Origin of the sequence: Enterobacter sp. FB (assembly GCF_000805795.1) — a bacterium.
Lineage (GTDB): Bacteria > Pseudomonadota > Gammaproteobacteria > Enterobacterales > Enterobacteriaceae > Enterobacter > Enterobacter roggenkampii.
Window position 1 is genome coordinate 2481110 of record NZ_JSZC01000013.1, and the last position, 25105, is coordinate 2506214.

Sequence of the window (25105 nt, forward strand, 5' to 3'; positions counted from 1 at the left end):
TCCAAACCCAAATAACTCACTATATGCATCAATTGCGAACCACAAAGAGCCTATTGACGAAACACACCAAATAATAAGGTTACCAATAAATCTATATTTAGGGCTCATAAATCAATCACCTGCGATGTTAGGTCGCCAATATACTTCTTAAGATACTGCTTTATCTCAGTCTCGATGACATGCCGCCCTTTCCTGAGCATTCCATCAATATACATAGCACCCAGGTCGAGCACATCATTTGATATCTCTCTGGATTTTTCTACAAACTCTTGCTGCGCTGATTCAATGTAAGGTGCCATTAACTCCACCAAACTATCTGTAATATGATATTTTTTATCAAGTGTGTTAAGGACCCAAGCTATACCTGCGCCAAAAACAAGAACAACAGCAATATTCAGCACAACATACGCAGACATTGTATATAACCCAACTGCATAAAGTGCTGCCGAAGCAATCCCTACTTTGACAATGTCAGTAGCAAGTGTCCCAAGGAACATTGCAAGTGAGGTTTCATCATTCAATATGAAATCAATTGTATCTATTACCGATACATAGACAAAACCGAGAATCGCACCGTCGATGATGGCTTTCTGCAAACCAAACTTCCCTACCCCTGCCTCGATGATATTTGGATTCATTTCACCAAAAACTGGAGCCTTCAGTGTTTTTCTGATTGCTGCATAACCACTGATTTTTATCAGACGTGTTCCTTTGTGGTTAACAAACACTGTCGCGGTAATACCGATGCTTCCCAGTTTGTAAATCATCGCTGAAGCATTGGCTGCATCATCGATATTCGTTGCATATGTTTTGACAGTATTTCCGACGGGATTTGTTGTGGCATCTTTCCATTTCTTTTTAACGAAATCCCAGCCGTCAATAATCCTCTGGCATTCCTCCAGCGTCAGCAAGAGGAAATCATGCCTGTTACGTCTTAGCATTCCTCGCACATTATCATCCGGAACGGTGTGGGTGTTAATCAACGTAGGATATCCCGGAGCTAACATCGTATCAGCTTGCGCGCCTGCCAGAAAAGCCTGAGAAACGGCATTCGCTATCGATGTCTTTCCAGGCTCCTCAGCAGAAGCTGCTGCTCCTGCTGAACTTTTCTCGTACGTATCATCCATCATCGACGGAATAAACTTCGCCTTGCAGGGGCAGGTACTGTAGCTGTCGAGGGTTCCGGCCATTCGCCGGTCATGAATGGTATCGTTGTCGATGCCACCGGCTATCTTGAAAAGCCCGGCATGTTTACCGCAGGTCACGCTGTCCTGTTCCCGGGCAACCGGTTTATCAAACAGAGTGTGATCCTCTGCTCCCGTGGTGATTTTCCCGCCGCAGGTCGTCTTGTCGCCCAGCACCAGGTAAAAGCCTTCTGCTGCCATATTTTTCCCTTTAGCTGAATTCTGTCCGGGTTATCCGCAAAGCACTGCACTGCTGGCCGGATCGAGTGCAATCAAACCTGCCAGAAGCTGGTCCATCTCCGGCTGAAGGCGTGATTTATCGGTTTCACTACGAGCGGCTTTCATACGCAGCAGTCTGAGGCGACGTGATTTCACTTCAAATAACAGCGCCGGTGTCCACTGCGTGAGGGTGATTGACCGTGCGGCGCTATCGAGTTCACCCAGCAGATGCAGGGCCAGCTCATTTTTACCCTTTTGCTCGGCTATGCGGGCCATCAGCAGGCGCAGCAGCCATTTGTCTTTTGTAGAGTCGCAACCAGGATGGGTCTGGAGCCAGTGAAGTGTGGCATCCAGACCGTCAGTGTCCGCTTTATCCAGCGCTTCCGGCTCGAGGAGCAGGATATCGTTATCTGTCTTACCAGCAGCACTGACCGGCTCATCCCGCCAGTTGGACAAATCGTCCAGCACGCTCTGATTTATCCAGTTGAGCGTGACCTCATCGGCAAACGGCGTTCCGTCATTAAAGGCCAGCGTTTCAAGTCCTGTGAGACGGCTCAGCAGCCCTTTCAGATCGGCGATGATGATATCGGCCAGCACATCGTGCCCCAATTTCATCAGAGCCTGATGGATATACCACTGCAAATCCAGCCAGAGGTGATTAGCGCCACGCGAGAAGGTGCTGTCCGCCTGCTCCAGTATCTCCAGCCAGCTCTGCTGCAGGTACAACCGTTTAAGCATGGCCCGCTGGTCAGCCCGCGGTGGTTCGATACGTGTTTTCCCTTCGGCATCCGGTGCAGGGATCGCTCTCAGCGTGTCATGGCGCAGGCTTTTCATCAGCCGGTGTGCGGCAAGCCAGCCATCTGGCTGCTCGCGCAGATATCCCGTCAGGGTACGGGCCTGGGCCAGCAAATCCTGACCGGAGGTGATGCGGTTCAGAACCGGCGCATCTGACTCGGTCGCATGCGTAAAGGGCTGTGACTGCGCCTTATTCCCTGCGTTCTGCGGTACCACGGCATCCACACCCTCGGCCTTCATCAGGCGAGACTCCAGCCCGCTGTACAGGGCATTCAGCTCTGGCCGCGATGCTTCCGGCTCGGTCTCCAGACGGGTACTGATGAGCAGCAAGGCCCCGGCGGTACGCTGTGCATCCTCGCGGATGACCTCCGGAAACAGTGACAGACTGTCCAGGACACGGCTACCGGCAAGCCATTCCAGTGCAGCCTTGCGGCTTCGGTCCCGCTGCGGGTGAAGCTGCATGCCGTAGCGCTGCAATAATCCGGCAAGCAGTTCAAGCCCTTCGGCAAAGCCGGCTTCGCCATCCTGGTGCAATCGCGCCCAGCAGTAATAGGTCGCAATACGGATGTCTTTGGCTGTGGTGGTCAGTAACTTTTCAGCAAGCGTGCATATCAGTTCGGTATCAATACCAGAGAGCTTGTTAACCTCTTCGCGGATACGCTGAAAATCATCGTCATATCCCGGGTCTTCCCCGGTCGGACTGGCTACGCTTACCGGAGCAAGCCAGGGCTGCCAGTTATCCGTGCGCGTCTGCGCCTGTTCACGCAGCTGAGCATCGTCAGCCTGACAGGCGATAACCAAATTCTGCAATGTGCTCATTATTCGACGCCCTCCATGTCATTGTTTTCCGTATTAGCCATCAGCGCCTGAGCGGTGGCCGCGCTGTCGACACTGAATATGTGATCCGGCAGCGTGAAACCACGCAGATCCAACAGCGCCAGCGGGCCTTTTCCGAGCTGGGAGCGCAGCACCCACTGCAGGGTGCGACCATCCGGTGCAGTAAAGCTCATCATCCACTGGCTGCGGTCCAGCTGCTGACGCTTGCTCAAGTCCAGCCAGCGGATAAAGCCCCAGGTCCCGCTGTAATCCCCGAACAGACGCGCACCGGCGTTGACCGTGGTCCATGTCAGCATCGTTCCCGGCCTGTAAGTCTCTCCCGGCCAGCGGAAGCTTTGCCAGTCGGCCATCTGGTTGAAGTAGTGCAGCTTTTGTCCATCTATGGTTAGCTGCGTCTCCACCACCTGCGGCACAGGACGCGCCTGCAGCTCAAAGCTGATGCCCTGGCTACCATCGGTGAACAGAATGTCAGACAGCTGGCTCAGCTGGTTAATGGCCCGCAGGAAGGCCGGGTTAAAATTCAGTCCCTGGCTGTTGACCTTATCCGGCACCCACTGGCTACCCTCTTTGTGCAGCACACCGTTGAGCTCTGTCGACAAGAAGCGCTCTATACGTCCACTGTCCTTACGCACAAATTCAGCCAGCATCGGTAAAGAGGCATCGCTTTTGCTGGCAGCAAACGGGAAACGACCGTCAAAGGCAGTTTGCCAGTTCGCGACAACTGAGCGGCTCCATTTGTCATTCAGACTGGCTGCCGACGGCTGAAGTACGGTCTCCCAGGCCTGGGTCAGCGGCTGCACAAACATTGTGCTGCCAAATCCGCTCCACTCCTCGCCAAGACTTGCCGAAATCAGGCTACCGTATTGCTGAGTGTCGGTGAGGTCCACGCTTTTGCCCTGGAACACGGTCTGCGCCAGAGTCTGCATCATTGCCTGCGGGTCAGAAGCGCTGGCCACCTGCTGCAGTCGCAGACGCACGCGGGTGATACGGGTCAGATACGTCTGCAGACTCAGGGAGTTGTCCGCCGACATGACATTATCACCTTTGTTTTTACCCAGAAGCTGCAGCAGCGGACCAAAGGTTTCGTCCAGCGGCCCCTGCGGCCCTGACGCAGACTGATCAATGGCAGGTTTATCTTTTCCACCGACGAGATCTTTAGCCGATTTGATGAGGGAGTCCGAAAGACCTTCGCTTTGCTGGCCTGTCTGCCCCTGCCAGGCGAGGGTATTCATCAGGGCAATCAGTGGCGACTGGCGGACATCGCTCATCAGCGTCAGCTGATCGGTAACGTCCGCAATATTGTTTGCCGGGTTCCAGTGCAGACTGTTGAGGAAATTCAACCAGCTGCCGGCAAAGTCAATGAAATAACGCTCTGTCAGGCGTGCTTTGAGCGCTTCCGGCGACAGATCCGCCGATACGGCTTTACGGGAATCACTCAGCACCCAGTCAATTTCATCCCGGCGGGAATTTGCAGCCTTTTCGATAGCCTGCTGAATACCACCTTCCCAGGCCTGGCGGGTGAACATGCCCGGCACGACCTCCTCGGTAGTAAAAAGTCGACGCGCATCGGTACCGCTGGTCATGTCCTCCAGGGAGACATCGGCGAAGTTACGACGCACTGACTTGAGCATATTTTCATACAGTGTGCTTTCAGCGTTACGACGCCCAATTTGCTGCAACAGCAGCTGGCGACTCTGGCTGACCAGCTGCGCATCCGGTGTGATTTTCCACTGGGGCTGCTTAGGCAGTTCGATGATGTAGAAGGCCCACAAATCCGGCGCCAGGCTTTGCCACAGACCGGTAGAAATACCCATTCGTGTCGGCTGCACGGTTTTCAGGGTCTGCGCATAAAACGCGCCGTCGACTTTATCCGGACGAGACATCATCAGCCAGGCTTTAAGCTGGTCATAACCCGGCTTCGCCAGCTGTGCACGCTGGTCGCTGTTGGGGGCAGAATTTGTCAGCGCGGTGAGCTTCTGCTTAAGCGCTTCATTTGCCGGGTCGCGTATCAGACGGTTGTTCGCCACGCCGTACCAGGGCAGCATCGCGTCGAACAGCTGCTGGTTATGGTCCAGACCAAAGCGCTGATACCAGGGCGCACCGTCCTGAATATGATGCTGCAGGCGACCGGCTTCATTACGCAGGGTATGCAGGGCCGTCAGCTGATAATCCGATACCGAGGGATGCTCCACCAGATTGCGGGCCTGACCTGCCACAGAGGAAATCTGACTGTAGTTCAGGGCAAAAGAGAGCAACAGCCCGGCTCCCCAGACCCCGGTGATAGTCATCAGCGTCCAGGCGAGCGTCTGCTCCCACGCCATACCGACCCGGCGACCGCGCACGCGGGTACAGTCATCAACAATCCCCTGCCAGATCACCGGCAGAGTCAGGGCATGGCGCTGTGATTCCGGGACATATTCGTCTTTTTCCTGTGACGCACCGGCGTGTTTATTGTCCGGCAGGCTGAACATCAGGCCACGCAGCGGAATGCGCTGCTGTGAGCTATACAGCCACGGCGCCAGTTGCCGGGCCCGGCGGGCGATACCGCCGTCACTGAGGTACTGGCCAAGGCGCAGCAGGAAGTCATGGCGGGTGTTCTCAACGACCTGGCTCACCCCCTGCGCCCGCAGGGCCGGCAGCATCAGTTCAAGCTGGCGGGTAATATCGTCTTCCCTGGCGCGTGGCGGGAAGCTGGCCCCCACCGCCTGCTCAGGGCGCGTCGCCTGCGGCCAGGCGCTGTCGCACAGCTGCCACAGCCAGACCGGGGCTGAGTAATGCAGCAGCTCGCTGAGCTTTTCCAGCCCGCGTAAATCGTTGTCGCTGATTTGTGGGGTCAGGTTAAGCGACTGCGGCATGACGCGGACAATACCGTCCAGTGGGCGCCCGCGACGCAGTTTACGCAGCGCGGCGTATTTTTCTTTATCAGGCTCAGCAGTCAGACTGCCGCCGTAAATCAGAACGGTACGGTTACCTTCAAGCCACTGGTTTTCCTGCAGGCCAGGTACCAGCAGTTCGATTGCTGCCTCATCGCCAGTGATTAACAGCAGACGGGTTTTACGACGCCAGTAAAGGCCAACACGGGAGCGAAGATGTCCCCGAATCTTGTTACACATGGCCACTGCAGGGTGAACAGGCGCTTTATCATTTTCCCGTTTCTTTTTCTCATCATCACCGTTGGTATTGTCGACAAGCGCATTAAACTCCTGCTTACCGGCACTACGAACTGCCGCCAGAAGCACTACGGATACGATAAGGGCAGATCCTGAAATACATCCGCCGGCGATGAGCCAGTGAATTTGCTGCTGACTTCCGTCTTCAATCCCGGCTATATCCGGGTGCTTCCAGACCATGAACGTCATAACGGCCAACAGCAAAAAGAAAATCAATGCGACAGCAAGATAGCGGCCTTCCGTAGTCTTCGGTGCTAAGGGTAGCTTCACGGATCCATCTCCTGTCGGGAAGCAATCGGGGTAATGAGCGTGCTCCACAGCACATTCTGTGTGGTATCACCGCAGATAATCATCTGTGGTAACTGAGTTTGTCGGGCGATTTCGGTGGCGGCAGCGATAGCCAGCCAGGGGGCCGCGGCACCGGCATGTCCCATAGATGTATCGAGCGAAATGACGGCTTCGTCCTCTACAGATTGCGCAGGGTGCGCATTCTGGCACGCGATAACTTCTGCACGCTGCTCACCCGTCAGCCCGGCAAGCCACATATTTTTCACGATATTTTCTCTGAGCGGGGCGTTATAGGCAGCCATGTTCATCCCCTCCCTCAGCTCACCGGTTGGAGCAGCATCTGGCCGATGCAGCAGCGCGAGAGGTTCGAGAGCCTCCTGCGTCAGGCGGTTGCCAAGAAGTAGTGCTACACCGGCTTCAGCTGTGTTGTCAGATTCGGCAGGCTTTAACTGGAGACCCACAATCAATAGCATTGCTTTATCTTTAATACGTTCATTCAACCAACGGTCGATTACACTGAGCCCACTCCCCTCACCATATTCAACAGGAAGAGTAATATTGCTATTTTGCCAGGTTTCATCCCAGTAATGGCGAATACTCTCCAGAGGCAGCGATGTTGTTACATCAAAAAATATGACCAGTGGTACTTTGTCAGGGATATGTGCGAAAGGAATGCCAGCAATCAACTTCGAAAAAATATTCGTTATCACAAATTTTAGCGAGTCCTGCGGGCTAGAAGAAATTTGGCTCATCCTGGAGCTTTCATTACCATCCCGGTCGACCTGCGAAACAATAATGCTATCGTTATTTTGCATCGCAATAGCTGTATCTTTCTGAGCAACTGATGAGTGGCCGGTAATGAATGTTGCATTCAGCACCTGCAGTGCACGACGTGCCTTACGGGTTTCGCGAAGAATCCATTGTTCTCGTTGTTTGTCGAAAGCATTTGCTTTGCTATCCTGCAATGCCCACAGAAGCAGACAAGAAGCAAACGGAACACTCCACAAAACGATAGGCACACCTAAAGCAATTTTCCAAAAATACAGGTTTTCAACATAACGCCCAAATATACGCATTAATATAACACTGACCGAAAGCATGGCAATCAGAGCAATAATCCAACGAGAAAATTTCAGAGGCTTAGGTCTGGGGTAGCATTCTGGCAAATGTTTAAGTGTATATAACATTCATTCTCTCATATTACAGATTAACTAATTTGGCTTTGGGTAAATATGAGGTGAGGGAATAATTTACTTAAAACCACGTGAAAGGTCACAATCAAAAAAGGTTCATTATTTTAATGAAGGATAAACACGTTAATTTAATTTGGTCGTTGAAATAGACCTCCATTTCTTCAGCATGTAATTTAGCAGTTGCTTATCGTTTTTTAGATTGTAATCTGGAACCGGAGGGCTTTCTCCACCATACCCACCGTTTTCAACTATGATATGCTCTTCCCCTCGTAGGGAATATTTTACTCCATTTTTATACGCGAAATACTTTACAGTAACTGGGTCTATCCCACCAATACATCCAATTTTATAAGCAAATAAAACAGTGCCTTCGCCATCGGCAAAACTATTGTTTACTTCAATTGATTCTTTTATCAAATTCAGATTAATATCCACTTCACAGTCATTAACATAATCATTTAGAATCCAATCATCCTTTCCCTTCGTCACCTGTTTTACTGACAAATGTTCTCCAATGTTATTCTGGTTAATCTCCTTTTTTATCACCAGTAAATGCTCACCAGAATTGTCTTTCCACCTTACTTTAGGGGTTAGATCTTTAGCAAAAGTAGAGCTCACTGGGTACAAAAATAATATGCAACTCAACCTAAACAGCAGCAAAAGTGCCGAATAACAATTCATCAATAATACCCTTTATTTAAAATGAGATGCGAACTTCAAAACTCACAAGCTATTTTTGTAGCATAAACTTATTTGCAGTTTTGCAAGCTAAAGTTCCGTCAGGAAGTGAGTCAAACAAAGAGGTAAACTTATATAGAACTGTTTCCCCATTAACTTTCTTAAATTCAATAAAATACCCATAGGCACCATCATCATCACATTTTTTTCTCATAGACTCCGGTAGTGCAAAAGATACATTCCATACACACACTTTTTCATTTGGGAAAACTGCCGATGTGTTAACAGGATACTTAGACTTTTTGTCCACTCCCCAACCATAGTAAACCTCAGATACATTAACAAGTGTACTGTATTTATTTTTGATAAGTAAGTCACTTTCAATATATTGCTTCACTTCTTTTGAAGCCATTTCAATCAACAATTTCTTGTTATTTGTTTTGAAAATTTCCCTTAGAGAATCTATATTTGATTTATCCATACACTCTACTGCCAGTACAGAGGAACTGTAACAAAGTGACAACGCTAAAACATAATGATACTTCATATTATCTCCAGTATTAAATTTTTTATTTATCACCTTGTTCTTTCATCTTCATTCGAGGGTAGATTGGCTCCAAGGCTTTCACGCAACTCTGCAATATTAGACATTGTTGTTTTCCTCAAACCTGAACTTATTGTTTTTTGTGCATAAGCATAATATGGCTTAGGTACATAGAACCCTATCAATTCATAATGTAACCGCCCATTTATATAAACTTGATACAATGGATTTATAGTAACACTATCTCCCTGATTTCCGCCAAGCACACCTATTTCACCATCTTCAAAAAAACAGTATATAAAAGCAACGTGTCCTGTCCAAGATCCTTTTTTCCGCAAAACAACTATTGCACCGTATATAGGTTGAGATATTTTTATAAAATTTTTGTTTTTCGAGAAAGATTGAGAACTGGCGCTACCAGATGTCGAATACCCTGACTCTTTAAGGCAATAATTTATAAAAGAAGCACACCACGGATTAGAATTACCAACCATGGAAGACATATTAATGCCAGTCTTCTTATGGTAGTTTATTCCGCCATCGCCTTCCTTTACACGCCCCCATTTCCATCGAGTCTCTCCCTCCTCGAATGCAACCGCCATCCACGGAGCCTCTCTCTGATCATGAGGTAGTAACGCAATCGGATTACCAGAATTTTTCCCTCCAACTGAATCAAGTGTTTTTTTATTTTCATTGTTTATACTATTTTTTTCAGGTTTTTTAATAGCTGGTTTTGAGGCTATCGGATTTGCAACTGGCTTTTCAGTTTGACCAGACGTAACATTGCCACTTTTGTCTATAGAAATTGATTGTCCCGGGTATATTTTATTAGGATCTGATATATTATTCTGCCGCGCAATATCATCAACATACACACCATTTTTTTCTGCGATCTTCACCAACGTGTCCCCTGGAACAACGGTATAGTTCGAAGGCCCATTAGCATTGACACCATATATAGTCAAATGCTGGCCAGGGAAGATCTTACTCACATCTTTTATATTATTGTTTTTGGCAATCTCATCAGTGCTTGTCTTATAACGTTCGGCAATTTTCGAGAGAGTGTCGCCTGACATGACTGTATACTCAATCGGTTTTTGAGTACTCTTCGCACGTGGAACTTTGGGAGTATCGGCAAGAGTTTTTGCAGAGAATTGAGAAAAATTTCGCGTGAGCAGTATATTCTTCGTTTCATCCCCAGCAACTGCTGAATAAACAACATCCTCTTTTCCAGCAGAATTAGTATATTTGACGACAATAGCCATTCCTTGTTTCGTATGAATGATTGTCTTGAGCTTGCCGTAAGCGTCTGTTTTCCACTCGTAGCTAGTGCTTCCGAGCGTCACTTTAAATGGCACATCAGCAACTGGGCGGGAGCCGTCTGAAACAGTCACATTTGTCACATACACCCATTTTTCGGTGCCCGGCTTCAAGCCACCTTCCTTTTTGCTAATTGCCTTGATTACCTTACTGAATTTTGAATCGTCAAGTTCTCCTACTTTCTCCCCCTGAGCGACCCCACTTTCAGACATGATAAAATTGGCATAAGCTTCAGGGTTATTACCATCATTCCCCGGAGCATATTTTTTCATCATTTCTGGAATAGTAAAATCCTTATATTTTCTTTTGAGCAGAGATCGTTTGGCATTATCACCAGCTTCTATGCTAGAAAATATTGCGAATGAATGTTTGTCTGGATTGTAGACAACTCCAATACCGATTCTTCCTTTCTGATTTTTTACAGAAATAAGGTTTCCTGGGTTATTGAATCGCCAATTCAGTGAGCCCCCAGTTTTTAACAATCTTGTGCCATTTGATGACTCATATTCTACCGTTTTTGTCGATGCATGATAAATAGCATTTATAAAGCGCATTTTAATTAATCCTCTCTGCTATTTGCCTGCAACTTCAAACTTGGCATCATCTAATAAAACAGGCGTCATGTGATATCCGGTCTCTGCAAGAAATATTACGCCATCAATACTGACACTTTTTCCTAGAAGTCTTTTATTTGCTTTATAGTCATTACTATCACGCATTATCAACTGAACGTCCTGATTCCAGTTTTGGTTGTCAGTATCTGCGTCTGTTACACACGTGAGTGGCTGTTTTAAATGCAATATCCACTCATGTAGCTTCTCATCATTCGCTTTATCCTCCCCCCAGCCAGGAGGGCCGTAGTATAATTTTTCGCTAACAACTCCTGTCAGACTTACTTTATCCCCTTCCTTTAAGCAAGTAGCAGATGCACTAAAGCTAGAAAGCACGATCATAAAGCAAAAAATAGACTTCCAAATTTCCTTTAACATAGATCACCCTGTTGTAGTTAAATTTAATAGTTTTGCGATCATTGATTCTGTTAGCGCAGAAGTATGATCTTCTGCTGTCTCGGTATCATCCGAATCGGTATCAGACTCCAGTGATTCTATATCTTCCGCACTATCTACCTCAGCCTCTTCGACTGATGTTGGAAGCTCTTCTTTGAGCCAAGTCTCTCGCCCTATGATTAAGTTTAATGTATCGCTTTCAGGCAGCACTATTTTTGGGAAGCGACCTGAACTGTCTACCGTGCCGGTCGACAGGATTTTCCCATTGCTGTCAGTAATGTTGTATGGCTGATTTGTCATCCAGTCCATACTTTGGCTGACACTATCGGCGCCAGGGAAAGCAAAACGCAAGCTTTGTTCGCCAGGTTCCATTACAGGAAAGACAGGCAGCGTGACCTTTTCTGATGCGCTTGCCTTACGCCCATAATGTCCTGCTTTCGTACGATATTCACCTGCAGTAGCAGATTCAATCGCACTTGCATCAATCCTGATATAGCTCCCACCACCATTCAGAGTCAGCTTCTTCTTCGCGATGATTTTTATTTCATCTTCCGTGCTTACGATGCTGATTTCTTTTCGTGCCAGCAATGCCATCAGATCGTTCTGCGCCTGTACCTGTACCGGTCCCTGGTTTGCTATCAGCTTTATGCCCAGCTTACGCACAAAAACGCTCAGGGCATTGCCCACCCCGATAAACAGATTTTTCACCACGCTGACGTCTGCATTTTTTCCGGCGGTGGCAATCAGGTTCTGACCGGCCGATACATGCAGGTGCTGTCCGCTGGTCAGCGCCATCCCCTCCGGTGCGCTCATCAACAGCACCGACTTTTTAAGGTCCGTCAGTTGCTGTTCCAGCAGCTGAATCTGCGCCTGCAGATCGGCCGGGTTTGCGGTCGCCTTCTGTGCATCATCTGAGATGGATGTCATCTGCTCCCGTGCATCGCCGAGGTTGCTGACTGCCGGCTGCATCTCCAGCACCTGACCCTGCGCCTTCATCTGCCCGTCAGCGCTGATAAAAATCCCTTTCTGTGCCCGGATGGCCCCCCAGCTGTCCGTCCTGAGCTCAAAACCCTCACCGCGCTGCTGTTTCTCGCTGTCGACCAGATGCCCGAGGTTCAGCTGGCTCTTGCCGCCGTACTCCGTGCTGACCTTGATATGCTCTTTCCCGCGCTCATCATCCAGGCGGATTTTGTTATTCGCCGGGGTGCGCAGGACGTTACGTTTGTAGTTGCGGATGGTGACGTGGTCGCCGTGCGCCGAGTCGTGCAGCACGCCGGCAATGTACGGCCGGTCCGGGTTGCCGTCCTCAAAACCAATCGCCACTTCGGTTCCCGCCAGCAGCGGCAGGTGCAGGCCGTAGGTATCTCCTGCGTACGGGCGGGACTGGCGCACCCACAGGCTTTCGAATCCGGTTTCCCAGTTATCCCGGTCAAACAGCATGTTGACGCGGTAGCGCCCGTCCTTATCGATATGCCCGTAGGTGTCATTTTCGGTGGTACTGGTGATGCGTGCCGGTAAGGTGCCGGCCATCACCGGGCGCGAGCCAGGCTCCGGGCGGAAGCTGAAATCCGGGCTGTCCGGGATACCGTCAAACCTGACGCCGAAGTCCTTATCACGCCGCGCATGGCTGTGCATTGCCGTGACGACCACCCCCTGCGCAAACACGTCCGCCACTTCATACCAGCCGGTGACTTTCAGCCGCATCCCCGGAGAGAGCGTCGGACAGCTGGTGACGGCCCGGGTCTGCGTCTGGCCATTCAGGTAGCGCTCATGACGGATGCGGGCATAAAACGCCCCGGACTCCGGCGCCGGGTTGCGGTCGTGGGAATTCCCCGCGGTCAGGTAGTTATCCGCCCAGTGATAGGCATCACCATACGTGGTGGCATCCCCGCGGGTCGCATCCACCAGGGTATTCATGTCCTCCGTGGCCTGACGGTAGTTGTAGTCCCGGGTGCTGACCTGCTTCTGCACCACGTTATGGTGGCTCTCCATCTCCCACACCGAGTCCACACCCTTCGAGTGCTGCCCTGACGGCGGCACCGACGGCAGCGTCAGACCTTTTTCATACCCCTGCTGGCTGTCGTAAAACTCCACCACGTCGATGTTCAGGCGCGTGTCGGTGGTGAAGCGAAACCAGATGCCGACCTCACCCAGCAGGCGGGTGATAAAGTGCAGGTCGTCCTCACCATACTGCATCACCTGTTCACGGCGCGGGTATTCTTTTGACAGCGAGAACAGAAAATCCTGACCGCGCATACCGTGGCGCTCGCGCAGGATTTTTTCCACGATTTGCGGGACCGACATGTCCTGGTAAATGGCGTTCTGGTGCGAGCGGTCGAGCAGCGCCAGACGTGGCCGGAGCGTCAGGGCGTAGCGGGTTTCATCTTTTGACGTGCTGAGGCGTTCAAAACCGGTCACCACGCCCTGAAGGGTGCGCACGGCCTGCTGCACTTTAATGCCGTAACCCTGGTCTACCGGGGCCTGCAGCGTCAGCGAACCGGGCTTCATCAGCATCGCCTCTCTGGCGATAGCGTGGTCACTGCTGGTGAATTCAATACGGTAGCGGAACGGCGTGCTCAGGGCCTCATCGCCTTCAAACGCCAGCACATCGAGTTCTGCTTCACATCCCTTCACCGCCAGCAGGTGGTGGTTATGGCTGTATCTTAATGGAGGATTATTACTCATGCGTCCACTCCCTGTTTCACATCAAATTCCAGCCCGATCCCCTCTTCCTCACTCCAGCTAAAGCGTAATGACTGTGGTTTCAGTTTCGCGGCCATGTGGGTCAGCAGTTGCTGACTCAGCACCGGCAGAATCTGCTGGTTGAGCAGGCTGTCGACGTTGCGCGCGCCGGTGTCCGGCAGCAGGCAGGCGGCGGTCAGCGCGTCATACAGGCTCTCATCAATATGCGTGGTCAGGCCGTAGTGTTGATGCAGGCGCTTGCTAACCTGTAACAGCTTCATTTCCACGATGGTACGCATGGCCGCTTCCGCCAGAGGACGGTAAATCACGGTCTGGAAGCGGGCCAGCAGCGCCGGCTGGAAGTGATCGCGCAGTATCGGACGCAGCAGCTCGTGGAGATCGCCTTCGCTGGCCTCCGGCTGTTCGTCAAGCAGCTGCATCAGGTGGTCGCTGCCGAGATTCGAGGTCATCAGAATAACGGTGTTACGGAAGTCGATTTCACGCCCTTCGCCGTCGCGCATAAAGCCGCGGTCAAACACCTGATAGAACAGATTCATCACGTCACGGTGGGCTTTTTCCACTTCATCGAGCAGCACCACGCTGTACGGTCGCTTGCGCACCGCTTCGGTGAGAATGCCGCCCTGGCCATAACCGACGTAGCCCGGAGGGGAACCCTTCAGTTGGGAAACCGTATGCGGCTCCTGGTATTCGGAGAGGTTAATCGTAATGAGTGACTTCTCACCGCCGTACATGACATCGGCCAGCGCAAGCGCGGTTTCAGTTTTCCCCACTCCGCTCGGTCCCACCAGCAGAAAGACGCCCTGCGGGCCATTCTCGGAGGTGAGCCCCGTTTTTGCCGCACGCAGACGCTGAGCGATGGCCTCAAGCGCCACATCCTGCCCGACCACACGTTTAACCATTTCATTTTCCAGGGTCAGCAGTTCGGTCTGCTCATCTTTCATCAGCGATGACAGCGGAACGCCTGTCCAGTCAGCAATCACGTTGGCAACGGTGCGTACGTCAACATCCAGGGAGAGCAGCGGATTGCTGTGCTGCATGCCGTTCAGTTCCTGCTGCAGCGCGTGCGTCTCGCTTTGACGGGAGAGGTCCTGGCGGCTTTCCAGCAGTTGTTCGGTGAGTTTCAGTTCCTGCCCGTACTGCGTTTCAAGCTCGTCGAGAGCAACGATAAGAGCGTTCTCTTCCTGCTCAATGACGATCAGGCGTTCACCATGGCCCTGATTGCCGACAGCAATATCTTCCAGCAGCGCCTGCTTCTCCATTTCAAGAGAGGTAATCTGCGAGCGAATGCAGGTCAGCTGTTCCGGTACCGTGTCGAGGCTCATTCGGACGCGCGCTGCGGCGGTGTCGAGCAGATCAACCGCCTTATCCGGCAACTGGCGGCCCGTGAGGTAGCGGCGGGAAAGCGTAACAGCAGCGCGCACCGCATCGTCGGTAATGTGCACGTGATGGTGCTCGGCGTAACGGGATTTCAAACCACGGAGCATCAGGCAGGCGGTGTCATCGTCAGGCTCATCGACTTTTACCATCTGGAAACGACGCTCCAGGGCCGCGTCGCGTTCGAAGTACTGCTTGTACTCGCTCCAGGTAGTGGCCGCAATGGTACGCAGTTCACCACGCGCCAGCGCCGGTTTGAGCAGGTTCGCTGCATCGGCGCCCCCCGCCTGGTTGCCCGCGCCGATGATGGTATGCGCTTCATCAATAAATAGCAGGACCGGGGACGGGGATTGCTGCACCGCATCGATGACGTTTTTCAGCCGCTGTTCGAACTCGCCTTTCACGCCTGCACCGGCCTGCAGCAGGCCCAGGTCAAGAGTACGCAGAGTGACCGTTTTCAGGGATTCAGGCACATTACCCTCGGCAATACGCAATGCCAGGCCTTCAACCAGTGCGGTTTTCCCCACGCCCGGCTCGCCGACCAGGATCGGGTTGTTTTTGCGGCGACGGGAGAGGATATCCACCATCTGACGGATTTCTGTGTCACGGCCAAACACCGGATCGATCTTCCCTTCCTTCGCTTTGGCGGTGACATCGAGGGTGAATTTATCCAGCGTGTTCTGCAGCGCAGGGCTCAGTTCCCCCTCTTTCATTTCCACACCAGCCGGACGCCCGACAAATTCCACCTCACCACCGTGGTTCTGTGCCAGCTCGGCTTCTCGCTGCATTTCCGGACGTTCATCCGATTGCGCATCCAGCAACGGTCGCAGGCGCTCCAGCTGGCTCTGAGCAAGCGTTAACAACGGCCAAAGGCCGTCACAACGTGCCAGTTTTGGTTTTTCCACCAGGGCCATCAGCAGATGGATGCTGCGAATGTGCTCTTCGCCATTGAGTGAGGCAAGTAGCCAGGCTTGCTGCATCAGAGTCTGGATGTCATCAGAGAGCTGGGGCCGATGGCGCACGGAGCGAGGTTGTCTGTCGAGCCAGCCAAGCAAATCCTGCCAGATGCTATCCATATCCCATTCATAGCGACGCGCCAGCACCGTCAGGTCACCCTCCCCCTGCTCCAGCAGCTTCAGCAGCCAGTGCTCCGGCAGAATTTCGGCATGGGCACGGGTCTGACAGAGCGAAGCTGCGCCTTCCATCGCTCGGGCACAGTAAGGGTTCAGACGACGTAACAGGATGGCTGGATTTTCCATGAGATTCTCTCTTTGTCGGTTCCTGGACACGCTACCGCCCCTCGCTGTTCACCAAAGCGCATAAGGTCAGGCAGGCAGATTGTTTTTTCTTTGCTGAGTGCCCGCATCTCAGGCACTCAGCAAAAAACTGCGGACAGGAAAACCTGCCCGCATCAGGATTACGCCGTGGCGCGTTCGTTCCAGGAATCGGAATGAATGATGTTGCCGTCTTTGTAGGTCCAGGTGATTTTTTCGTAACGCAGTTCAACGCGTTCAAGGTGGTTGTGCTTCTCTTTAGAAGGATCCTTGATGTCATACATTTCAGGATTTACCTTCACTACCTTCACGTTTTCCAGTTTGGTGTTGAAGTACTCCACTTCCTGGCCCGCGTCGTTGATTTTGTACCACTTAAACTCAGCGGATTTCAGGGTCTGACCGGTAGTCACCGCCTTGTACAGGTACGGGCTGGAGGAATCGATTTCCTTCGTGAACAGGAACGGCGTGTGGATGCGGGTGCCAGTCAGCTTGCCGGTGTTGTTGTCGGTCGGGATGTACAGGTTATGCTCCTGTGCAACCACTTCGATGCTGCCTTCACGATCCTGAACGTCAACAGACCCTTTGATGTCCGCGCCGCCGTCGTCCTTCAGCCAAAGATAAACAGGAATTGCCATGTTAATTACTCCGTTTTATTTTCTGAGACGCCATCATCCTGCGATGGCGCCGGGTGTTTGCCGGGTATCTGACAGGCATTCGCCTGCGGTACCAGACTGATTTCGACACGGCGGTTGAGCGCACGCCCTTCCAGGGTGTCGTTGGTTGCGACAGGACGGCTTTCGCCATAGCCCTGCACCGCAAAACAGCTTTCGGGCACGTCGCCCGTGTCCCGCATCCAGTTGCGTACCGCTTCGGCTCGTTTCAGAGACAGCGTCTGGTTAAGTTGCGGATTGCCGGTGTTATCGGTATGCCCAGACACGACAATCAGCCAGCCCGGTTTCGCTTTAATGCCAACCAGTGAATTCACCAGCATCCTGGTGGAACCCGCTTTCAGCACGGACTTGCCGGAATCGAACAGCGACATGCTGTCGAGCCTCACTATTTTCGGTACTGGTTTTGGGGTTGGCTGCGGTTTAGGAGGTGGCGGCATATACGAGCGGATCGCTTCCAGTAGGGGTATCCGTAGACGTTCCCCCTGATAAAGCCCGAGGCCCAGCCGGATCGGTACACCGTTACGTGCATAGTCATCCAGCAGCGCCGCATTCTCACGAAGGGCCGCAACGGCGCTAGCCTTCGGGCCGTAGTCATCCATGGAGAGACTGTCGTAACGGGCTATATCGAAGCTCACGCGATGCAGCAACTGGCGATTGTTCCAGCCACTGCTCAGCAGCGCGGCGATGGCCGCCAGGGTGAAAAGACCAAGGGCACAGCGCCAGGTGCGGGCGCGGGGAGTAAGTCCACTTCCTTCCGGTAACAGCGGCAGGATGAAATCCGGGAAGGGTGATATCACCGTGCTGTCCGTCCCTACCGGTTGCCAGCCGGCTACCTGCTGCATGGCAGTATGACGCGATAACCATGCCGTCCAGGCAGAGGACGCAAGGCTTCCGGCAAGAATCGGTCCCATTCCCCACAGCAGCGCTGCAGGTGCAATGACCGGAACATCAGGATTCTCATCGATGAATACCGCCTGGACATGCTGATGGAACCAGCTCATCAGGCTGTTCATCAGCACCTGCTGCTGCATCACAGGCGCACCGCCAGTGGTGACCCACGCGGCGATCGAACAAGGCGCATTCGACTCACGCCAGACAGTCCACCCTTCACCCGGAATAGCGGCCTGCCAGAGCATGTCATCCGTCATCGCGCTGCCAATCTGACCATTCAGAATGAGTGGCACAGACTGTCCCGTTTCTTTACGCAACTGGCTGATTTGCCAGCGCAGAGCCAGCAGACGACTTGTCAGGGCTTCGCTGTCGACATGTTTCTGCGGGCAGACACTGACCATCACCGACAGCTGACGCCCCCAGTCCGGGCGCTGCCACAGAATCTGACGGGCAACCTGCTCCAGATCCTGATGGTCCTCAACGCGGATCCAGCATCCCTGCGTGACGATCAGTACTGGTGACTGCTGCGGCCAGGTCAAAGGCATATCGCCACAAACCAGCACCACAGGTTGACGGTAAGTGGTTTCAGGAAGGTCATCCAGACGCAGGTTGACGTCATGCTCCGCACGAGGTCTGGCGATATACCAGAACGCGACGATAACCCCGATCATCGCCAGCAGAACGAGCACTGAAGCCAGCCGGGATAACGGCAGAAAAGCCAGGCAGACCACAGCACTCAGCACGGCAGCCCACAGCGCAAGCCCGCGCTGTTGTACAGGACTCATTTTACGACTCCCGGCAACAGGGTCAGCAGCATCTGATCGAGCCAGCGATCCAGTCCCCACCAGAGTGCGGCAAGAACAATCACGCTCAGGCCGATACGCGCGGGCCATGACGCCAGCCAGCCTCCCGCTCCCCGTCCGCTGCGGCTCTCTGCCAGAACTGGATGGGTCTGCGGGTAGCTGAACGGTGTAACGCGCTCGTTGAGTGCGCTGACCAGCTTCTGGCGTTCCGGATCGTTTAGCGCACGAAAGTTTCCCAGGAATCCGAGCATCATTACCCGCTGGAAGCAGGTCAGTACGGCATTATCTGGAGCAGGTTCACGCAGCACATCGCGCATCCTGTCACATAAAGTGTCACCCGCATCCATTGTGCCGAGGAAGTGTCCCTGCAGAGGAATGTCATACCACTGCACACAGGCATCATCCTCTACACCGCGCCCTTTGACCGCCTCATCAAGCAATGCACATTGTGCAGTGAGGATATGCTTACAGCTGGCTTCATCGAGTTCACTCGCTTTTAGTTCACGCTGAACGCGTTCCACATCAGCGATACAGCGTTCCCACAAGATCCGACCTTCGCCTTCCTGAAACTGCGGGCCATAGCGAAGGCTGATGACCTGAAGCCAGGTATCCTGCAGCAGTGCGTCAATATCAACAGACACGACAGCGCCGTGTTTACGTTCACTCATGTTCTCAATACCGCAAAGAGTTCAAGTTCAGGCTCGCCGAGCATGCCCGGGACGTAAAACATACATGTCCCACTCTGGAGCATTTCAGTCGCCAGAGGATGGGAGAGATCGAGACTGAAATACTGATTTTCCAGGCGCAGTGGAATGGCGGCAGGCACATGGCGTAGCGGCGTCAGCGGCACGCCCACGCGGGAAGAGTTGACGATCCCCCGCACATGGTCAGGGCTGCCCACCTTACACTGGCGCGGAAACTGCTCCTGCAGTTGCGCCACCGGAATCGGTGAGCGCACAGAAAGATAGTAATCAGCCCCTTCGCGCAGACGCGGGTCATGCAGGCGAGCCTGCCAGAAGTGCAGCCGTGGGTCATAGTCGAGTGCCAGGGCCACCACGCGTGACGGCAGGCTGGCTTCAAGCAGATCGCCAAGCAAATCAAACAGCGGTGGAAATACCGCATTGAGTTGCTCGTGATGCCAGGCCGGTATGGCGCTCACCTGATGTTCCAGGGAAAAGGTCAGCAGGCTCCCCGCAAGGCGAGAAAGTTCCGGATACAGACGTTCCGGTGGGCTTTGAAGATTACGCTGGAACTGACCCAGCACGGGCTCGGCACTGTTCAGCGCGTTGAGCAGCCAGAACAGTGATACATCTGCCACGGCGAAATCAGCCATGCGCTCATTGCTTTCACGCCGCATTGCCATCAGACGGCACAGTCGCGCCCGCAGTTGTGTCAGTAGTTGTTCCAGTTGGGTAACCAGCCAACGGCTGCCCTGGAGGGTCAACAGCGGAGGAAGAAATGTTTCATCCAATAGCCATGTACCCTGCGAGTCTTGCTGCAGGCGGGCGACCGGACAAGTCAGATAATCGCTGTTGTTCTGATGGGCAAAACGCAGCGTCAGTTCAGGCTGCATCACGGCAATCTGACGAGTGTCTTCCCCAAAGGTATTGCGTACATCCCGCCAGCGCTGACGATATCGCACCGGACGCTCGGCCACCTCATCGGGTTTCAGGCAGTTGCCGCCGTTCGCCCGCAGTAGCGGGAGCGCCAGCACCACCGTCACCTCCTGCGATTCGCTTTCAAGCGACAGTACCGGAGGCAGCGAATCAGCATTGTCTGTATCAATCAGCATACCGTCCTGAAAACGGACATGCAGATGACGGGCCTGAAGACGACCAAGCCTGAGCGCTTCCGGCTCGAAGGTAGCATTTATGACCCCCCACGGGCAGGAGAGGCCCAGCCGGGCAATACACTCGGCAGACCAGGCCGCATACGCGACCTGTTGCTGAAAATGCTGGGGAGCGACCATAATGCCCCTACCCCATAACGGTTGTTCCGTTTTCATCGGCTTCCTGCCTGTTATTACGATTTCGCTTTTGGCATCTGGGAAACCAGCGACAGGTTGACGTCCATCCCTTCCACCTGGAAGTGCGGAATCGCATACAGTTTCACGCGGAAGAAGCCCGGGTTATCTTCAATATCTTCCACCACCACTTTTGCATCACGCAGTGGATGAGATGCCTGAAGCTCGTCGCCCGGATCGGTCATTTCGGTCACCAGAGTGCGCACCCAGGTGTTTAGCTCCAGTTCCAGCAGTCGACGATCCTTGGTGGTACCGATGTTCTCGCGTTGAATCAGCTTCAGGTAGTGGGCGATACGCGACAGCAGGAAGATGTACGGCAGACGCGCGTTGATGCGGCTGTTGGCGGTCGCATCAGCGGTGTCATACAGCGCCGGTTTCTGGGCGGAGTTGGCTGAGAAGAAGCAGGCGTAGTCGCGGTTTTTGTAGTAGGACAACGGAATAAAGCCCAGATTCGCGAATTCGAATTCACGCGTTTCAGGGATCATCACTTCACTCGGGATTTTTACCTGATTGCCGGTACCCAGGTCATACAGATGGATAGGCAGGTCCTGAACCGCACCGCCGGCCTGCGGGCCACGGATCTGTACACACCAGCCATTATTGATAAAACTACGCACCATGTTGGACGCAAAGGCAAACGACGCATTCGTCCACAGGTATTTGTCGTGATCCGGACCTTTGACTTCTTCGACATAGTTGAAGCTGCGAACCGGAACGGTATCCGGGCCATACGGCAGGCGTCCCAGTACGCGGGGCATCACCAGACCAATGTAGCGAGCGTCGTCCGTATCGCGGAACGATTTCCACTTGATGTACTCGGCGCGATCAAAATAGTTGCCAATATCTTTAATCGCAGCGACGTCTTCCATTGACTCCTTGAGGAAGAATTTCGGGCCTGCTGAGCCGATAAACGGCATATGTGCAGCTGCGGATACTTTTGAGATGTTGCGCAGCAGAGCGACATCCTGCGCTGAAGCATCGAACTCATAAGCGGAAATCAGCGCCGCAATCGGCTCGCCGCCAGGGGTATCATATTCATCAATATAGGCGTGTTTATACAGGCCACTCTGGATGATTTCCGGGCTGTCTTCAAAGTCCTGACGCAGCTCTTCTTTAGACATGCTCAGAAGCTCAATTTTCACGTTCTGGCGAAAATCCGTTTTATCAACCAGCGACTTCACGCCGCGCCACAGGCTCTCAACCGCCTGAAACTCTTCATGGTGCATAACGGCGTCGAGCTGGCGGCTTATCTGGTAATCGAGCTCAGCGATGTGATGATCGATCAGGCTTTTATCCAGTTTTTCGACTTTCGAGCCTGCCTTGGTCAGGCATTCCAGAAAGACCTGCATACCCGCGGTCAGACGCTCGTCAGCGGTCGCATCGGACATCGCCTGTGCATCTTGCCAGATGTCCAGCGCACTCAGCTCGGAGACAGGATTCAGATTGATTTTCTCAAACAGTGAGGCGTATACACCACCCACAGCAGGACGTTCCAGCACCACGCTTTCCCCGCCAGCAATATTATTTTGTACAGACATGAGCATTCCTTGATTAATCCGTTAAAACAGCATGATGGTTAAGGTTGTTTTGAAGCCAGTGCGGACAGTTCATTTCGCAACTCAGCACTAAGCGACTGGTCAACAACGATTTTTTCCAGCTCTTTTCGGAAAGTCTGGTTATCCAACAGGTTAGCTTTGAGATCGCGAAGCAAGTTGCGCATCGCCAGCATCGCCTTCAGCTGCGGAATTTGGGCAGCCACCTGCTCTGGCGTGAAATCTTTCATGCTCTGGAAAGTCAGCTGAATGTTGTCTTCACCACCATCGTCAGACAGTGTATTTTTTACGGCCAGGTTAACTTTTGGGGAATATTCGGAAAGAACGCTATCAAAATTATTTTTGGTGATGTTAATCTTTTCACGCTCAGATATTGTCGCAGATTCCTGCCCGTTGCTGAAATCACCCGTAACAAGCAATTTCAAGGGTAATTCCATTTTCTTGCTTGCTCCGCCAGTATGCAGGTCAAGCTTCAGGTTAATACGTGCCTTAGGCACCTCGTTCTGAAAACTGTCAGCCATCTAATCATCCCTCTTTGTTTTGCTATGCCAACTTCACGGTATCGTTCTTGATGCGCAATAATAGAATAATGATCGGAACAAAATCAAATACACAGATCATTTATCCGATACAAGAATTTTCTTAAGAATTTTCCACTAATACATTATCGCAAATTGCTCAATCAACTCAGAAAAAGAAACTACTCTTTTCTCACAAATCGAATATTTGTATCGCCGAAGGGATTGCAGCCAGAGAGATATTAATAAAAACATCTTATTTTGATTTGCATCACGGCACTATGTCAAAAAACAAGAAAGAACTGCAATATTTTATTGCAGTACGATTAAAAGAAGAGAAAAGTGGGTGATAAAAGACGACTATTCCATTGAGGATATGAATAATAAATAAGATTTTTCACAAAGAAAATTCTTATTTATTAGGCAAGGAAGAAATAAACGAGAAATAATTAATTTGCCGTAACTCAACAATGCCATTCTTTTTCGTTACGTCTTCCATCCGATCGCCAGGGCTTCTGCTCTCCGCTCAGTCAGGAAAAACGCTTTCAATGCGACTTTCTATAAAATCTGTAAAATCAAGCACCTCCTTAACTGCCGCTTTTTTAATCAAAAACGAGTAATAGCACATATCGTATAACGGTGCTACATTACGCCGCCCGCCCAAATCAGCAGTGGCCAGGCAACGCCGTAAAGTTCGGTAAAGCCTGCAACCATCACCTTGAAGAACGGTCTTATCGGCACGTCGTATCGCAAACTCTGCGCTACCTTTACAGGCTTCACATAGGTTTTACTATTTTGTCTCAATCCAAATTTCAACGCGCGTTTTTACACCCGCGTTACTGGTTAACATGGTTTGGTCTTGGCGTTCTCTGGCTGCTGGTTCAACTTCCGTACCCTGTCCTGCGTTTGCTGGGGTCGAAACTGGGCAGCGCTTCCCGCTTCTTCCTGAAACGCCGCGAATCCATCGCGCGTAAAAATATTGAGCTTTGCTTTCCGCATTACAATGCCGAAGAGCGCGAGAAACTCATCGCTGAAAACTTCAAGTCTATCGGCATGGCACTGCTTGAAACCGGCATGGCCTGGTTCTGGCCGGATGAGCGCGTCCGCAAGTGGTTTGACGTGGAAGGGCTGGATAACCTTAAACGCGCACAGATGCAAAAACGCGGCGTGATGGTCGTCGGCGTTCACTTTATGTCGCTGGAACTGGGTGGCCGCGTGATGGGCCTGTGCCAGCCAATGATGGCGACCTATCGACCGCACAACAGTCCGCTGATGGAGTGGGTACAAACGCGTGGCCGCATGCGTTCGAATAAGGCGATGATCAGCCGTAATAACCTGCGCGGTATGGTCGGGGCTCTGAAGAAAGGTGAAGCCGTCTGGTTTGCCCCCGATCAGGATTATGGACGTAAAGGCAGCAGCTTTGCGCCTTTCTTTGCGGTTAAAGATGTTGCGACGACCAACGGCACCTTTGTCATTTCTCGTTTGTCGGGCGCTTCCATGCTGACCGTGACGATGGTGAGAAAAGCAGATAAATCAGGCTATCGTCTGCACATCTCTCCTGAGATGGCTAACTATCCTGAAAACGAGTGCGAAGCCGCGGCGTTTATCAATAAAGTCATCGAAACTGAAATCATGCGTGCGCCAGAGCAGTATCTGTGGATGCATCGTCGTTTCAAAACCCGCCCTATTGGCGAAGCCTCGCTCTATATTTAAGCTCTTCAGAAAGGTTAGTTTCGCTAAGAAACTAACCTTTTCAATCACCTCTCATCCGTTAAGAAACCGTTTTTCATTACGTCGCCCAAAGTGAATTTATTGCGATGCGAAATCAAACTGTCGCCGTTCCACGACACTCGTAAGTGACGGAAATTATTTAAAAAAATCCCTCTTGTCACCCCTCATTTTTAGGCGTACATTAGCGCCGTCTGGCAACAGGAAAGCACAGAATTCTGAGCTGGAGTTAGCGGTGAAACGGGAAAATTCTCATTTCCGCTTTGACCGGATTTCAGTTCTCTATAATCAGGTGGACTCTGTTTTTAAATGCGTACCACAAGATACGCGGA

The 25105-nt window shown here is 52.1% G+C and carries 17 protein-coding genes; 1 reads left to right on the top strand and 16 read right to left on the bottom strand.

The window, feature by feature from the left end:
• Positions 1 to 104: 104 nt before the first annotated feature.
• The 16 genes from PI91_RS18820 to tssB all read right to left on the bottom strand — a co-directional run bounded on the left by PI91_RS18820 (position 105) and on the right by tssB (position 23048).
• Positions 105 to 1385, bottom strand: coding sequence for a PAAR domain-containing protein (locus PI91_RS18820; RefSeq protein ID WP_039266806.1), 1281 nt, complete (start codon positions 1383 to 1385; stop codon positions 105 to 107).
• A 30-nt stretch (positions 1386 to 1415) separates the two neighbouring features.
• The gene (gene tssA / locus PI91_RS18825) at positions 1416 to 3017 is read right to left on the bottom strand and encodes a type VI secretion system protein TssA (protein WP_039266807.1); all 1602 of its coding nucleotides are present in this window, start codon (positions 3015 to 3017) and stop codon (positions 1416 to 1418) included.
• The gene (locus tag PI91_RS18830; RefSeq protein WP_039266808.1) at positions 3017 to 6475 is read right to left on the bottom strand and encodes an ImcF-related family protein; all 3459 of its coding nucleotides are present in this window, start codon (positions 6473 to 6475) and stop codon (positions 3017 to 3019) included. The genes tssA and PI91_RS18830 overlap by 1 nt, the downstream gene beginning before the upstream one ends.
• Positions 6472 to 7680 carry a hypothetical protein gene (locus PI91_RS18835; protein WP_039266810.1) on the bottom strand — a complete coding sequence of 403 codons (1209 nt, stop codon included), beginning with the start codon at positions 7678 to 7680 and terminating at the stop codon, positions 6472 to 6474. Before PI91_RS18835 ends, PI91_RS18830 begins: the two co-directional genes overlap by 4 nt.
• 129 nt (positions 7681 to 7809) lie before the next feature.
• Positions 7810 to 8367, bottom strand: a complete 558-nt coding sequence (locus tag PI91_RS18840) for a M949_RS01915 family surface polysaccharide biosynthesis protein (RefSeq protein ID WP_039266811.1) — start codon at positions 8365 to 8367, stop codon at positions 7810 to 7812.
• Positions 8368 to 8416: 49 nt separating this feature from the next.
• Complete coding sequence (locus PI91_RS18845) at positions 8417 to 8911, bottom strand: sugar ABC transporter permease (RefSeq protein ID WP_072205015.1); 495 nt, start codon at positions 8909 to 8911, stop codon at positions 8417 to 8419.
• 29 nt (positions 8912 to 8940) lie between these two features.
• The gene (locus tag PI91_RS18850) at positions 8941 to 10782 is read right to left on the bottom strand and encodes a TIGR02594 family protein (RefSeq protein ID WP_039266812.1); all 1842 of its coding nucleotides are present in this window, start codon (positions 10780 to 10782) and stop codon (positions 8941 to 8943) included.
• Positions 10783 to 10800: 18 nt separating this feature from the next.
• Positions 10801 to 11217 (bottom strand): DUF4431 domain-containing protein, encoded by a 417-nt coding sequence (locus tag PI91_RS18855; protein ID WP_039266813.1) that lies wholly within the window; start codon positions 11215 to 11217, stop codon positions 10801 to 10803.
• A gap of 3 nt (positions 11218 to 11220) precedes the next feature.
• Positions 11221 to 13920 carry a type VI secretion system Vgr family protein gene (locus PI91_RS18860; protein WP_039266814.1) on the bottom strand — a complete coding sequence of 900 codons (2700 nt, stop codon included), beginning with the start codon at positions 13918 to 13920 and terminating at the stop codon, positions 11221 to 11223.
• Entirely contained in the window at positions 13917 to 16571 is a 2655-nt protein-coding gene (tssH, locus tag PI91_RS18865; protein WP_039266815.1) for a type VI secretion system ATPase TssH, read from the bottom strand. The genes PI91_RS18860 and tssH overlap by 4 nt, the downstream gene beginning before the upstream one ends.
• Positions 16572 to 16729: 158 nt before the next feature.
• A complete protein-coding gene (gene hcp / locus PI91_RS18870; RefSeq protein ID WP_023325816.1) occupies positions 16730 to 17221 on the bottom strand; it encodes a type VI secretion system effector Hcp in 492 nt (163 codons plus the stop codon).
• A gap of 5 nt (positions 17222 to 17226) precedes the next feature.
• A complete protein-coding gene (locus PI91_RS18875; RefSeq protein WP_039266816.1) occupies positions 17227 to 18933 on the bottom strand; it encodes an OmpA family protein in 1707 nt (568 codons plus the stop codon).
• Positions 18930 to 19619: a type VI secretion system protein TssL, short form gene (tssL, locus tag PI91_RS18880; protein ID WP_025912765.1), complete on the bottom strand. Its 690-nt coding sequence runs from the start codon at positions 19617 to 19619 to the stop codon at positions 18930 to 18932. The genes PI91_RS18875 and tssL overlap by 4 nt, the downstream gene beginning before the upstream one ends.
• The gene (gene tssK / locus PI91_RS18885) at positions 19616 to 20956 is read right to left on the bottom strand and encodes a type VI secretion system baseplate subunit TssK (RefSeq protein WP_039266817.1); all 1341 of its coding nucleotides are present in this window, start codon (positions 20954 to 20956) and stop codon (positions 19616 to 19618) included. Before tssK ends, tssL begins: the two co-directional genes overlap by 4 nt.
• A gap of 17 nt (positions 20957 to 20973) precedes the next feature.
• Complete coding sequence (gene tssC / locus PI91_RS18890) at positions 20974 to 22518, bottom strand: type VI secretion system contractile sheath large subunit (protein WP_032635313.1); 1545 nt, start codon at positions 22516 to 22518, stop codon at positions 20974 to 20976.
• Positions 22519 to 22550: 32 nt separating this feature from the next.
• Positions 22551 to 23048, bottom strand: coding sequence for a type VI secretion system contractile sheath small subunit (gene tssB / locus PI91_RS18895; RefSeq protein ID WP_008501580.1), 498 nt, complete (start codon positions 23046 to 23048; stop codon positions 22551 to 22553).
• Between the two features lie 789 nt (positions 23049 to 23837).
• On the opposite strand from tssB, the gene lpxP reads away from it, so the two are divergent.
• Positions 23838 to 24758, top strand: a complete 921-nt coding sequence (gene lpxP / locus PI91_RS18900) for a kdo(2)-lipid IV(A) palmitoleoyltransferase (protein WP_113771514.1) — start codon at positions 23838 to 23840, stop codon at positions 24756 to 24758.
• The last annotated feature ends 347 nt before the right edge of the window (positions 24759 to 25105 follow it).